Genomic DNA, 12,688 nt, shown 5'->3' on the forward strand with positions numbered 1-12,688 from the left:
ACAAAATAATTCATTTGTGCTATAATTTACAATTATTAATTTAAAGTGTAAAATAGGACTCTCCTGGCCAGGAGAGTCCTATTTTTGCTTTAATTGGGTTAATGAACTAGAGAATCCAAATCAAAAAACGAATTATAACACTTGCTTTTTCTAGGAGATGATTGTTTTATGGAAGATTTACCTTGTAAAGGCTGTAGAGAGATGTGTTGTGGGCCTGTTCCAATTACAGAACAAGAGTTAAAGAAAATAAAAAAGAAAATCAAAGCGATGCCTAAAAAAATGAGCCTAGATTTAAAAAATCAACAACGACTTTATGGAACCTGTATTTTTTTTGACGAAATAAATGACCGATGTGGAATTCATTCGGTACGTCCGTCTATTTGCCAAGCTTTTGGTTATTATAATAATCTAGTATGTTTTCGTAAACCAAAAGTGGCCGTTGGAAAAAACTATATAGCTAATGAGCTTCCGATTGGTATTTTAAGTATTGATTTTTCGTGGAAAGATTTTATTTAATGGAGTTTAGAGGTTATAAGTAAACATAAAACAGGGGAAAGTTTGCTTTCTACCTAATATAAAAGAGCCTGCCTTATTAATGCAGGCTCTAATATCATACATACTTTTAAAGTTCTAATCGCATAGTACGGCTCGTTTCATTAAATCCGTGTTTGTCATACAAGTTAATAGCGCCAATATTTTCTGCTAAAACGCTTAACTCCAAGAAATCTAATTTACGCTCTTCTGCCCATTTTTTTGCCTCTTGTAGCAAAAGTGAACCAATGCCTTTACTTTGGTATTGACCTCCAACAATTACATCCATAATATATGCATAATTATGCTGGACGATACAAGAATATGGAGGAGTAGCTAATTCTTGAATTAGTAAAAATCCGGCAATGTTGTTATCTAATTCAGCAACAAAAATGTCTGATTTCTCTTCCAAAATTAAGTTTTTAAGAAATTCTACATCCTGCTTTGCGGGTGCTATGTATTGAGGTTGTAGTTTTGACATTTCTAAAAACAGCTCTTCATATAATATTTCTATTTGTGGGATTTCTTCTGATGAAGCAATTTTAATATTCATGTACTACCTCCATTCGAATTTTATACTATTTTATTTTACTATATTTTGTTATTTTTGAAAATAATCTGTAAATAGAACAAAAACCCCTTTAGTTAACGCAGTATAAACCGCATAGGATTTCTAATACTAAACCTGTTTTAAAAAATCCGGTATGAGAAAGGAGGTTTTCATCCGTGAGATTTTTAGCGTGGGGGATTATAGGCGGCGCGGCTATTTTTGGTGTACTGAAACGCTTTGGGCTAATGAACAATGCCCAACAAATGACACAGGCTGCTCAGCAAGGTACGACACCAGTACAATTAGTAGCAAACAGTAATCCACTTACTGCAAATACACCAAAACAATAAATAGAATAGGCCATATCAAGTTTATAGACCTTTGGTTTGCTAAGGATCTATAAGCTTGTACATAAAAACAGCACAAATAGGGAAAAAAGCAAATATTTTAACTTCTTTCATCAAATGTTTTGTAGCGAAAGCGCAGCGACAGGTACAGAAGTCTCCGGCGGATGTAGAATGGGGACTTATTAAACTACGGGAGCTTTACTTCAAGATGGGATTCCACAGAGATCCCATCTTTTTCTTCTTCAACTAATACGAACGTGGCAGTTTAGTTAAAGAGTATTGTTTAACTTATAACAGTTTTATTTTGATTCCTTTTGGTTATGTCTCCCGGACATCTCCTAATAAGGGTTCTATGTTGTTTTAAACAAAAATCGAATTGTAAAGTTAACTTGACATCCATATCAATGTAAAGTAAACTTGACTTATCAACGGATGTACAGTTTACTTTACATTTTTAAAGGAGGCTTTATGAAAAACAGAATTCGCGAATTACGAAAATCGAAGAAGATTACGCAGGAGGAATTGTCGAAACAAGTTGGAGTCTCACGGCAATCGATCATTGCAATTGAAACAGGAAAATTCAATCCATCTATTGAGCTTGCCTACAACATATCAAAAGTTTTCAATTGCACGATTGAAGAAGTGTTTATTTTCGAAGAGGGGAGAATGTAATTATGGAGGTTTCTATCGGGGGTATTATTGGATTGTATGGAGGATTGATTTGTGGGATCCTTGGTTGGTGGTTCGGACGGAAAAAAGCTAGAGAAAACAGAGGTATAGATGAGCTATATTATCATATTTGGCAAAATGCAAAATCCTATTCATGGTATGTGACATTAGGAGCGATTTATGTTCTCTTTTCTTTAATCATGTTTGGGATTGAATTAAGCAACGCGATGGTTTTAGGTATCCTTCTTTTAACACACATAGGGAGCTGGGGTATAATTGGGGTTATTTTGTCTATCAACATGTCCAGCACAGTCCCGTTGCAGCCTTCTCGTGTGAAGTTTGGATTAATCGTCATTGCTACGTCTGTTATTGTTTTTACGATTATCTCGATCATGACGAAAAGCTGGCTGTTTTTACTATACAGTATACTACCTAATTTAATTGGACTTTTTTCTGCACTTACACCAAAGGGAGAAGATTCCAAGTTAACCTAATAAAATTTGATATAAAGTCGTACCGTTTCACCCCTTTGGATATGGTTATCTAAAGGGGTGTTTTTATAGTGCGAAGGAAAAGAATATCTAAATTGAAAGATCGATTAGGAATTGGTGAGTGACAATAAAGTTATTCCATTGTCACGTGGAGATAGACATTCTTGGTAATTTGCTCATCTGAATGACCAAGTCTATTCATGATTTGTTCGTTAAAAACTAACAATTACAGATTTTCCGAACGAGAAAGCCCATGCAGGGTGTAGCCCGTCTTTAGACATGGGATGAAAGTGAGGTCAGACAAGAGATAGCTTTTGCTACCTTAATTGTCTGAAAGGGTGTTATACTTCATGTATAGACAAGTAAAAGTCTTTAAAACACGCTCGTTCATTGAAAATTGGATATTGTATATGGTTCGATAGCCTAATTCATGCTATCGGTAAAACAATATGTGTCGTCAAGAAAAAGACGCTAAAACACATCGAACGAAACCAACTATGGTAAAAGTAGTGTAGCCCTATCTGCTATATGCACTGGATAGGGAGGGGTAATGGGATACCCCAATCTTGAGAGCTGTTCAAAACAGAAATGGACTGCGAACGCTTAGTTACTCAGGAATCCCACTGACATTAGTCAGCTTGTCCCTTTAGGGGTGGGAGTCTCAATAGCTAAATGTTTACCTACGAAAATACCACTAGCTGCTGCTTGTGATAATGAATGTGTAACACCTGAACAATCTCCAATTACATATAATCCTTGAATATTTGTTTGGAAATTTCCGTCAGTTTCTATTGTTGGTGAATAAAATTTTCCGTCCATACCATAAAGCAATGTATCCTCATCAATGGCTTCACCAATAAATTTTTCCAAATGGTTTAAAAATCCCTGCATGATTTGAATAAATAGTAAAGGAATTTCTTTAGTTAAGTCCCCAAATTCAGCTTTTAACGAAGGCTGAATTCGATTATAATTCATATTTTCTTTTGTTGTAGAGTGTCCCTTCCTTAAATCTCCATAACGTTGTACTACAATACGATCTGTCCCTTTATTTATTTCGCCGATCACCTTATGTGCATATGTATTTGCTTCTTCAAGAGTAGGGAAATATGTTGGAGTGAACAAAGTAAAATTCAAGTTAGAAGTTCCATTCTTTTGCTCTCGAAAATTTTGACCATCTGGCATGACTAAACCTTCTTGATATTTACGAATAATTCTTCCTTTAGGATTCATGCAATAAGTACTTGAAATGATATCTTCATGTGCATAAGCAAGTTTTGTTTCAAAGGTATCTTCCAAAATTGAACGTAGCTGTTGTTCTGCCATTTCAACTCTAATACCTAAATCTAAACGGGTCTTACCTTGCTTAACTCCAAGACTAGAACACTGTTTTTTTAACCAATCTGTTCCGGATCGACCTGTTGCAAACACTACTTGCTGAGATCGGATATTACCTTTATTTGTGATTAAAGTAAAAGAATTATTATCTTTTTTTATATCTTGCACATCCACCTCAAATTGAATATCTATCTTGTTTGATAAAACTTTATAAATTTGTTGGAAAATTTTTGTTGAAAGTGACGTACCTAGGTGCCTCACCTCAGTAGTTAACATCTGTAGGTTACATAATTGGGCTCTTTTTGAGAGTTCTGTATTAGCTGTGGAATATTTAAAAACAGAGTCTCCACCGAAACGGCATAAAATATCGTCAACTTCATCCATTAAGCGTTGTAGATTCTCTCTACCTACTTTTTGCTCTAATTCGCCGCCAAATTCAGTTGAATAATTAAACTTTCCTTCTGATTTACCCAAACCAGCAAAACCAAAATATTTCTCACATAAATTACAATTGCACGTTTCGCCTCGATCTAAAGGGCAATTTCTCTCCTCTATAGATTTTCCTTTTTCAAGAATTAATATCTTTTGATTACTTTGAGATAAGGTATATGCTAAAAAAACACTACTTACACCTGAACCGATAATTGTAATATCATACATCTATTTACACCTTCTTTAATTAATGAGTAATAAGAGTATTTTATAACAAGTGGATTGTCTACACAAAACTAAACAATTTTTTTAGTGTACAAGTTTATACAGAACGGGACTCATGTATTCAAGGGATCCAAGAATCCGAATGTTGTTATGAATGTAATCAGCTAATTCAAGTTGTAAATCCTCTAACTTGTTTACAGTTATACCCATGTTCAATAAGATTATCTAAAGAACTATGAAAAGGGTGATTAAAGTTGTTTCAAATAAAAAAGATATATAAAGAACACTTTCCTAACGGTAAAAAAATTATCTATCAATACGTCTCCAACAACTATTATGATGTTGTCTATAAAGAACGAGAAAATGGCTGGGCAATTGATTTTACGTTAAAACATTTTGAAACCCCGTTTCACAAGTATTTGGAAGGAGAAATTTTTGAAGATCATATAGAAGATATTGAATGCTATATTGCTGAATTAAATGAAGAAGAAGTAGGAATTGTTAGCATCAGCCAAGAGAAGTGGCATAATGTGTTAAGAATTAATGATATTCATATTGATCCATTTCATCAACATAAAGGAATTGGGAGTAAATTCATGGCTTTGGTGAAAAAGCGAGCAACAGAAATAGGGGTGAGAGCGATCGTTCTAGAAACGCAAACTTCTAATTATCCTGCCATTCAATTTTACAGAAAGCATGGATTTCAACTTATTGGATGTGACCTATTAAGTTATTCCAATGAAGATATTGAAAAAAAGGAAGTAAGAGTTGAAATGGGACTTGTTATTGAAACATAAAAGGAGAGCACGTTTTTATCGTGTTCTCCCTAAGAAACTATATATTATTTACTTTGAGTTTGAAGTGCTAATTTAACCCCTAGACCTATATAAACGAAACCAACAGCTTTTTCAATCCAACGTGAACCATTGTTTGATGTCTTCGTAAAGATTTTTTCGCCAATAAAGCTTGTTATAATAGCTAACAAAATAGTATATAAAACACTCATTACAACAAAAGTAATGCCTAATATCAATAATTGTACAGTGATAGATTGGCCATTATGCTGAACAAACTGTGGTAAAAACGCTAAGAAAAATAAAGCAGTTTTTGGATTTAAAATTTCCGCTAAAAAACCTTGGCGGAAAGAAGTACTTGCTGGACTTTGTTCAACAGTTGGTTTTTCTAATTTTTGTGGCTTCGTTAGTAGCATTTGAATACCTAAATAAACAAGGTATGCAACACCGATATATTTCACTACTTCAAACGCAGTAGCTGATTTCATTAAAATTGCTGATAACCCTAATACAGCTGCTGACGTATGGACTAAGTCACCAAGCCCAATTCCTAGAGCAGTGAAAATACCGTTCTTTTTACCACCTTTTAGCGTTTGCGTAATGGTAATGATAACAGCGGGACCAGGAATTAAAAATAAAAGAAGAACTATTGCAATAAAAGATAACATATTTACCCATCCTATTCTAATAAAATAAACATTCAGTTAAGATGATAATAAAATTAACTTAAATGAATGCAAAAAATATTATATGCTATCTGCTATATACCTGTCGATAACGAAATACTGAATAGGGTTATTTATAATAATCAGAAAACGATTTGGTTATATTTGTATAATGTTGCGTATTATTGAATTATAGTGAAGGGATTGAGGTGATAGCTTAATACCAGAAGTTTTTACTATAGTGCCTTTTTCACAGGTTTTGTTAGGGCTTACGTTTATCATTATAGGCGTTCGATAGAGGAAAAGAGCAAAAAGAACGTATGTTAGTTTATTATATTTCGGTGTTGCGTTTTTCATATTATTAGTTGCTGGACAAATACTTTTATTTTAGAGATACATTCATTTTTATTTTTATATTTAAGAAAAGATGGGTTTTATGCCTGTTATAAGTCACATCTAAGCTGATGTGGCTTTTATTTCGTAATTCAAACATAAAAATAGTACCAACTACTAATATTTAATGATAGAATTAGGTGATAATATTTTTGGAGGTTTTTTTAGATGCTAGATATTCAACAAATACAAGAAGTTATTAGACATCGTTATCCTTTTCTATTAGTTGATAGAGTATTGGAATTAGAAGAGGGGAAGAGAGCGGTAGCCATTAAAAATGTAACGATTAATGAAGAATTTTTTAATGGACATTTTCCTAATTATCCAGTGATGCCAGGTGTGTTAATTGTCGAAGCATTAGCTCAAGTAAGTGCTATTATTATGCTCACAAAAGAAGGGAATCAAGGGCGACTAGGATTACTGGCAGGTATTGATAAATGTCGCTTTAAAAAACAAGTTAAACCAGGAGATCAATTGCGCCTTGAAGTGGAAATTACACGCTTAAAGGGTGCCATTGGTAAAGGACGTGGAATAGCAACAGTTGACGGAGAAATAGCTTGTGAGACAGAGCTTATTTTCGCATTTGGAAGTTAAGTCCATCTGATTTAACTTCTTTCAGCAAATGTTTTTTGTAGCGAAAGTGAAGCGTCAGCAGCAACAACAACGCACGACTGAGTGACCAAAATCTTCTCGCTCCCGCTTCGCTTTCGCGCAATAAAAATCTGCGACTGCTGCTACGTTAGCACTGCGCTTTACCACAAAAAATATTTGCAGGACTAAGCACAAAGCCGACTCCTGATGTTGCTTTAAAATAAAGCTTAATCAAATTAATATTAATAAACCTGATAAATAAAAAAAAAGCGTGATTTGAAAAAAGATTGATCAAAACACGCTTTTAATAATTTCAATTGAATCATTTATTTCTAAAAAAGTTTAATCATTTCTGTGAACCTTATTCAATTAAAGTGCCCTTTAATTGAATAAAGCACTAGTCAGAACTTATTTTATATTTTTACTTCTTGAATCATAATTAACTTTTCGGATTCTGTTTTGGAGTTTTTTAATAGGGAGGACGGCAATATTCCCAGAAAGTAATAATCCCATTACTACAAATACTGTTGCTGTAATATCAAACATAGTAATAGATTCATTTAAAAAAATAGTAGCTAATATGTATCCAAAAATAGGAGTCATAAATAACCAATTGTTAGCCCTTACCGTATCCTGTTTCAACAGGTAAAACCAAAGCAACATTGTGCCGATTGAAATAATAAACACCAGCCAAAATAACGAACCAAGGAAATAATAATCCAATTTCAAAAAAAAATTTTCTTTTTCGAGAATAAAAGCTATAGGGATTAAAGCAACTCCACCAATAGACACTTGCCAAGTATTAATGACAATACCCGGTAGATTTAAATTGACTTTTTTAAAATAAACGCTCCCGATCGCCATTGATACCATTCCTATTCCCAAAATAATCAATCCATATACACTAGCCTCACTGGTTGTGATAGATGGCCATATGGCAATTAATAGTCCAAATGCTGCTATGACCATTCCTATCCATTCTTGTAAATAAACTTTTCGTTTTAACCATATAGAGGACAGGAAAGCAACCACAAAAGGATTTGTTGTAACAAATAAATTAAATAAGCCTGCCGATACATAATTCAATGACCAAAAGGTTGCACCCAGATAAATTGTTGTATTCAATAACCCTAAAACAATTAATGAGCCCCATTCCTGTGACCGTGGCCAAGGATATTTTTTATTTAACAAATAAACATAAAGAAATAGCAAACTTCCAGCGATCAGAAAGCGAGTGGTAGCCAATACCAACGGGGTGGTAGAGTTTAAGCCAAACTTTGTAGCTATCGCTGCAGATGACCATAAGAGTGTAAAAAATAAACCTAAAACTGTTTCCATCGTTTTGCTCCTTTTAAGTAAAGTGACTTCTCAAAAAAACGTGATTACAGAAAGAACCACAATATCAAGAAGTAACTCGGCCCTTAACCAAGTCCATATTAAAATTTTACAAACAACGGATAACAGTTTTTTTACTAAAATTCAGAATTTTTTTATCCGAATTTCGTTATTTGATTAGTTTATACTAATTTATAAGGGTTATTTTTCAAAAGTTCTACTTTTTATTCGAAATTGGCTTGGTGTTATTTCCCCATATTTTTGGAATAAACGTGTTAAGGAAGATTGATGTTCAAAACCTACTTGAATCGCGATTTGTAAAATGGGTAAATCAGTATTCAGAAGCAATTCTTTTGCTTTATTCAAACGAAGTTCCTGTATATATGCTGAAGGAGATTTCCCAGTTTCTTTTAGAAACCAATCCGAATAATATGAACGATTGTAATGTTCAAGTGAAGCCAGTTTATTAACCGTAATATTCTCATTGTAATGTTCATTGATATACCTAATAGATTTAGGTTGTTGTTCTTGGAGTAAATAATGTGAAATATAGGGGTATAGGTCTTTAAGAGCAGAGCCATTTAAAGATTGTTTATCGATTTCATTCAGGATAAGATATCGAATCCCTTTCCATTGATTATCTAATTTAAATGAAATTCCATATAACTTTTTCTTAGTTAACATAAAATGAGGAATATCTAAAACCAAAAACTCGTTACGTACAATTGAATGAAAAGTATGATTACACTCGGGTGGAATAAAAAATAATGTTTGGTGGTCTAGTTGAAGATCCTGTGCCCCTGTATTAATATAAAGCTCTCCTTGGAGAGGCAAAATTAACTGAGCATAATTATGGGAATGAGTGTTTTGGTTAGGTGTGTAGGTTCTTCGTTCTGCTACAATTTTTTTAATCTTTTCCATTTTCATTTCCTCCTACCTTGCTTTAGGGTTAGTCAATAAGACTTGTTCTATTAAAAGTCACTTTAACAACTAATTGTCATTCAACAATTAATCGATCTTTTTATTCAAATGTTCTTTTCTTTGCCATTTAAAAACACCCTTTAGATAACCATATCCAAAGGGATAAAACGGGGCAACTTTCTTTAATTCTACATTTCAGATGCACTTTTCTTTTGGAAATAAAAAACATCCCTTTAAATCAATAATATCTAAAGGGGTAAAACGAGGCAACTCATTTATAAACGGTTAAATAAAAGAAGTTCTAATGAATAAACATCCTAAATAAAATAAGACGAAGGAGTTGATGATCACAAAATCGACTCTATTTTTTTGCGTAAATATCTAATGTATCATGTTATTTCTATATTGGGACTTAATTTTATGTTGTTACAGAATATACATAAAAAGGAAAATTGCAATAATTTAAGTGGAACAAATGAATATATACTTAGATTAAAATCACGAGAGCTAATTATTAAGGGAGGATTTTATATGTCGGAAAGCACACCGTTTATCAAAGATGTTCCGGGTGGAAATGTGAAATTTTCTATTCTAATACCTGCTCATAACGAAGAAAATTATATTGGTGGGTGTTTAGAGTCGATTGCAAAGGCTGCACAACCTTATAAAGATCAAGTAGAAGTTATTGTTGTGTTAAATCGTTGTACAGATAAAACGAAAGAAATTGCACAATCCTACAATTGCGTGACATTGGAAAATAACGATAAAAATTTATCCAAAATTAGAAATGCTGGGGCTGCGTTAGCAAAAGGCGAGATTCTCATTACAATTGATGCTGATACTCGAATGACAGAACACATGCTATCTGAGGTTGAAAAGCACTTAGCTTCCAATCAGTTCATTGGAGGCGGCGTGAACGGAAGATTTGAAAGAATGTCTTTAGGTATAATAGTATCTACCATGCTGCTAATCTTTCCTTTACTGATCAAGTATGGTTTTATTTCTGTAGGGATCTTTTGGTGCTATAAAAAAGACTTCCAGGCAATAAGTGGTTTTAACGAGAATATGCTAATGGCAGAAGATGCTGATTTTGCTAAGCGTTTAAAACAATGGGGCAAGAAGAACGGTAAAAAGTACGGAACGATTAAAAATGGAATGATTACTTCGTGTAGACGATTTGACCATTATGGAGACTGGATGTTACTGAAACGACCAGGTATGATTTTAGCTTATTTAAAAGGCACTAATGAAAAGGCTGCTAATGAAGCCTATTATGATGATCAAGCAAGATAATAAAACTACCTTAATGGCTTATATTTCAGCATAATAATTGTTTAGACCACTTCGTTGTCAAACGAGTGGTTTTTTTATGTGTAATTCTTTAGATTTTCTTAAATAATAAGACTTTGCATGACAGTAAGTTTAACGGAATGATATGATGTTGGATGATTAGTAGAACCTCTGGGAATATTGTTAAATCAAGGTTTTGAACAAAGATGAAGCTTTTGAATAAAGGTGGTTATGAGCATGGGTATAAATATTCTTGTAGTTGATGACGAAAAGGAGATTGCGGATTTAATTGAGCTTTATTTAAAAAATGAAAATTTTAATGTTTATAAATTTTATGATGCTCAGGAAGCGTTAGCGTGTATACACTCGATCAAATTGGATCTTGCTATTCTTGATGTAATGATGCCTGAAATCGATGGCTTTGAAATTTGCCGAAGAATTCGGGAACAATATCATTTTCCGGTGATTATGTTAACAGCGAAAGAAGAGGAAATAGATAAAATAACGGGGCTTACATTAGGGGCTGATGATTACATAACAAAGCCATTTCGCCCATTGGAGGTTATTGCAAGGGTTAAGGCTCAAATTCGCAGATCTACAAAGTACAATCATCAGGGGACATTACAAAATGATCAGATTATTGATTTTTCAGGCTTAATTTTAGAGCAAAAAACTCGGAAATGTATGTTAAATGAAAAACAACTGTCTCTTACACCTACAGAGTTCTCCATTTTGTGGTTTTTATGTGTAAATCGAGGACGTGTCGTTTCATCAGAAGAATTATTTCAAGAAGTATGGGGTGAGAAATATTATAGCAGTAACAATACGGTAATGGTTCACATTAGGCATTTACGAGAAAAGATGAATGATTCCGCAGAGAACCCAAAATTCATAAAAACTGTCTGGGGAGTGGGGTATACCATTGAAAAATGATTTTGGAAAACTAAAAAGAACAATAATGCTTCAAATTTTGCTGATTTTAGTAATAGCATTGTTTGTCGGCTATTTCATAAGATATGTGTTTATTGATGGTGTCTTACAAGCCCCATTCGCTGATTGGTTTATTCGATTTTGTGAAAATGTGCTACAGCTTGATTATTATTCGGCACAGAGAGCCTATGGAATATTATTTCAACAAAATAAGTCACTTTGGTTAGCGATAGGCTTAATTATTTTGCTATTAGTAATTTTTTATTTTGCACTTTCTCGGTTTACGAAGTATTTTAACCAAATTGCCATAGGTGTTAATATGCTTTCAGAGGAATCAGATCAGGAAATAAGTCTTCCTTCTGAGCTAGATTTTATGGAGAAAAAATTAAATGATGCAAAAAATAAATTAGAAAAACGGGCAAAGGATGCACAGGAGGCTGAGCAGCGCAAAAATGATCTCGTTGTTTACTTAGCCCATGATATTAAAACACCGCTGACATCTATGATTGGTTACTTAAGTCTGTTGGATGAGGCTAAGGACATGCCTGTAGAGCAAAAAGAAAAGTATGTGAAGATTTCACTAGAAAAATCATATAGGCTAGAACAGTTGATTAATGAATTTTTTGAAATCACTAGATTTAACTTACAGTCCATTATATTAGATAAAGAATCCATCAATTTAAATTACATGTTAATGCAATTGGCAGATGAATTTTATCCCTTATTAGCCCCTAAAGGACAACAAGCAATTGTTAATATCGAGGGAGAAATGAAAGTTTTTGCGGACGCCAATAAATTAGCGAGGGTATTTAATAATATTTTAAAAAATGCCATAGCATATAGCGATGATAACAGTATTATTCATATTAGCGCACACCATCAAAATGACCAGACATTTATTTCATTTACAAATAAGGGAAAAGCAATTCCACCACAAAAATTAAAGATGATTTTTGAAAAATTCTATCGTTTAGATTCTGCCAGATCGACTCAATCAGGTGGGGCGGGCCTTGGTCTTGCAATTGCCAATGAAATAGTCCATGCTCATGGAGGAACGATATCAGCTTCAAGTGATGATGAAAAAACAGTTTTCACTGTTATGATACCAACACTTTCTTAAGAAACCTTAAGAATTTTATAATAGATTATTAAAAAAGAACTCCTTCTTTTATGTTTCAATAGAGGCATA

General features: G+C 33.3%; 15 protein-coding genes. 9 read left to right on the forward strand and 6 right to left on the reverse strand.

What is annotated here, in order from left to right; all coding sequences use genetic code 11:
- The first annotated feature begins 168 nt into the window (after positions 1-168).
- Entirely contained in the window at positions 169-516 is a 348-nt protein-coding gene (locus ACQKOG_RS12950) for a YkgJ family cysteine cluster protein (RefSeq protein ID WP_427446802.1), read from the forward strand.
- A 106-nt stretch (positions 517-622) separates the two neighbouring features.
- Here ACQKOG_RS12950 and ACQKOG_RS12955 read toward each other — a convergent pair whose 3' ends face one another.
- Entirely contained in the window at positions 623-1,084 is a 462-nt protein-coding gene (locus ACQKOG_RS12955; protein WP_427446804.1) for an N-acetyltransferase family protein, read from the reverse strand.
- Positions 1,085-1,257: 173 nt separating this feature from the next.
- Here ACQKOG_RS12955 and ACQKOG_RS12960 point away from each other — a divergent pair, with 173 nt between their 5' ends.
- From ACQKOG_RS12960 to ACQKOG_RS12970, 3 genes are all read left to right on the forward strand, one after another.
- On the forward strand, positions 1,258-1,431 hold the full coding sequence (locus tag ACQKOG_RS12960) for a hypothetical protein (RefSeq protein WP_370082095.1): 174 nt from the start codon (positions 1,258-1,260) through the stop codon (positions 1,429-1,431).
- Between the two features lie 465 nt (positions 1,432-1,896).
- Positions 1,897-2,100: a helix-turn-helix transcriptional regulator gene (locus ACQKOG_RS12965; protein WP_370082093.1), complete on the forward strand. Its 204-nt coding sequence runs from the start codon at positions 1,897-1,899 to the stop codon at positions 2,098-2,100.
- 2 nt (positions 2,101-2,102) lie between these two features.
- The gene (locus ACQKOG_RS12970; protein WP_370082091.1) at positions 2,103-2,591 is read left to right on the forward strand and encodes a hypothetical protein; all 489 of its coding nucleotides are present in this window, start codon (positions 2,103-2,105) and stop codon (positions 2,589-2,591) included.
- A gap of 630 nt (positions 2,592-3,221) precedes the next feature.
- Here the strand turns inward: ACQKOG_RS12970 and ACQKOG_RS12975 are convergent.
- The gene (locus tag ACQKOG_RS12975) at positions 3,222-4,583 is read right to left on the reverse strand and encodes an NAD(P)/FAD-dependent oxidoreductase (protein ID WP_370082089.1); all 1,362 of its coding nucleotides are present in this window, start codon (positions 4,581-4,583) and stop codon (positions 3,222-3,224) included.
- Between the two features lie 81 nt (positions 4,584-4,664).
- A complete protein-coding gene (locus ACQKOG_RS12980) occupies positions 4,665-4,790 on the reverse strand; it encodes an IS3 family transposase (RefSeq protein WP_370082147.1) in 126 nt (41 codons plus the stop codon).
- A 44-nt stretch (positions 4,791-4,834) separates the two neighbouring features.
- Here ACQKOG_RS12980 and ACQKOG_RS12985 point away from each other — a divergent pair, with 44 nt between their 5' ends.
- Positions 4,835-5,377, forward strand: coding sequence for a GNAT family N-acetyltransferase (locus ACQKOG_RS12985; RefSeq protein ID WP_370082087.1), 543 nt, complete (start codon positions 4,835-4,837; stop codon positions 5,375-5,377).
- Positions 5,378-5,421: 44 nt separating this feature from the next.
- Here the strand turns inward: ACQKOG_RS12985 and ACQKOG_RS12990 are convergent, their stop codons facing one another.
- A complete protein-coding gene (locus ACQKOG_RS12990) occupies positions 5,422-6,042 on the reverse strand; it encodes a LysE family translocator (RefSeq protein ID WP_370082085.1) in 621 nt (206 codons plus the stop codon).
- Between the two features lie 558 nt (positions 6,043-6,600).
- On the opposite strand from ACQKOG_RS12990, the gene fabZ reads away from it, so the two are divergent.
- Complete coding sequence (fabZ, locus tag ACQKOG_RS12995; protein WP_370082083.1) at positions 6,601-7,026, forward strand: 3-hydroxyacyl-ACP dehydratase FabZ; 426 nt, start codon at positions 6,601-6,603, stop codon at positions 7,024-7,026.
- 405 nt (positions 7,027-7,431) lie between these two features.
- Here fabZ and ACQKOG_RS13000 read toward each other — a convergent pair whose 3' ends face one another.
- Together ACQKOG_RS13000 and ACQKOG_RS13005 are read right to left on the reverse strand one after the other, a co-directional pair.
- Entirely contained in the window at positions 7,432-8,361 is a 930-nt protein-coding gene (locus ACQKOG_RS13000; RefSeq protein ID WP_427446808.1) for a DMT family transporter, read from the reverse strand.
- A 198-nt stretch (positions 8,362-8,559) separates the two neighbouring features.
- On the reverse strand, positions 8,560-9,279 hold the full coding sequence (locus ACQKOG_RS13005) for an AraC family transcriptional regulator (protein ID WP_427446810.1): 720 nt from the start codon (positions 9,277-9,279) through the stop codon (positions 8,560-8,562).
- 531 nt (positions 9,280-9,810) lie between these two features.
- On the opposite strand from ACQKOG_RS13005, the gene ACQKOG_RS13010 reads away from it, so the two are divergent.
- The 3 genes from ACQKOG_RS13010 (at position 9,811) to vanS (ending at position 12,619) form a co-directional block, all read left to right on the forward strand.
- Complete coding sequence (locus ACQKOG_RS13010; RefSeq protein WP_427446812.1) at positions 9,811-10,572, forward strand: glycosyltransferase; 762 nt, start codon at positions 9,811-9,813, stop codon at positions 10,570-10,572.
- 234 nt (positions 10,573-10,806) lie between these two features.
- Positions 10,807-11,502, forward strand: coding sequence for a VanR-ABDEGLN family response regulator transcription factor (gene vanR, locus ACQKOG_RS13015; RefSeq protein WP_427446814.1), 696 nt, complete (start codon positions 10,807-10,809; stop codon positions 11,500-11,502).
- 25 nt (positions 11,503-11,527) lie between these two features.
- Positions 11,528-12,619, forward strand: a complete 1,092-nt coding sequence (gene vanS / locus ACQKOG_RS13020) for a vancomycin resistance histidine kinase VanS (RefSeq protein WP_427446988.1) — start codon at positions 11,528-11,530, stop codon at positions 12,617-12,619.
- Positions 12,620-12,688: the final 69 nt, after the last annotated feature.

Origin of the sequence: Lysinibacillus sp. NPDC093216, assembly GCF_050280325.1 — a bacterium.
Taxonomy (GTDB): domain Bacteria; phylum Bacillota; class Bacilli; order Bacillales_A; family Planococcaceae; genus Lysinibacillus.

What these genes read in the sequence shown, in the direction of transcription:
- ACQKOG_RS12950 (WP_427446802.1), top strand. Translation starts at nt 169, where the DNA reads ATGGAAGATTTACCTTGTAAAGGCTGTAGAGAGATGTGTTGTGGGCCT.
- ACQKOG_RS12955 (WP_427446804.1), bottom strand. Translation starts at nt 1,084, where the DNA reads ATGAATATTAAAATTGCTTCATCAGAAGAAATCCCACAAATAGAAATA.
- ACQKOG_RS12965 (WP_370082093.1), top strand. Translation starts at nt 1,897, where the DNA reads ATGAAAAACAGAATTCGCGAATTACGAAAATCGAAGAAGATTACGCAG.
- ACQKOG_RS12970 (WP_370082091.1), top strand. Translation starts at nt 2,103, where the DNA reads ATGGAGGTTTCTATCGGGGGTATTATTGGATTGTATGGAGGATTGATT.
- ACQKOG_RS12975 (WP_370082089.1), bottom strand. Translation starts at nt 4,583, where the DNA reads ATGTATGATATTACAATTATCGGTTCAGGTGTAAGTAGTGTTTTTTTA.
- ACQKOG_RS12980 (WP_370082147.1), bottom strand. Translation starts at nt 4,790, where the DNA reads ATGGGTATAACTGTAAACAAGTTAGAGGATTTACAACTTGAATTAGCT.
- ACQKOG_RS12990 (WP_370082085.1), bottom strand. Translation starts at nt 6,042, where the DNA reads ATGTTATCTTTTATTGCAATAGTTCTTCTTTTATTTTTAATTCCTGGT.
- fabZ (WP_370082083.1), top strand. Translation starts at nt 6,601, where the DNA reads ATGCTAGATATTCAACAAATACAAGAAGTTATTAGACATCGTTATCCT.
- ACQKOG_RS13000 (WP_427446808.1), bottom strand. Translation starts at nt 8,361, where the DNA reads ATGGAAACAGTTTTAGGTTTATTTTTTACACTCTTATGGTCATCTGCA.
- ACQKOG_RS13005 (WP_427446810.1), bottom strand. Translation starts at nt 9,279, where the DNA reads ATGGAAAAGATTAAAAAAATTGTAGCAGAACGAAGAACCTACACACCT.
- ACQKOG_RS13010 (WP_427446812.1), top strand. Translation starts at nt 9,811, where the DNA reads ATGTCGGAAAGCACACCGTTTATCAAAGATGTTCCGGGTGGAAATGTG.
- vanR (WP_427446814.1), top strand. Translation starts at nt 10,807, where the DNA reads ATGGGTATAAATATTCTTGTAGTTGATGACGAAAAGGAGATTGCGGAT.
- vanS (WP_427446988.1), top strand. Translation starts at nt 11,528, where the DNA reads ATGCTTCAAATTTTGCTGATTTTAGTAATAGCATTGTTTGTCGGCTAT.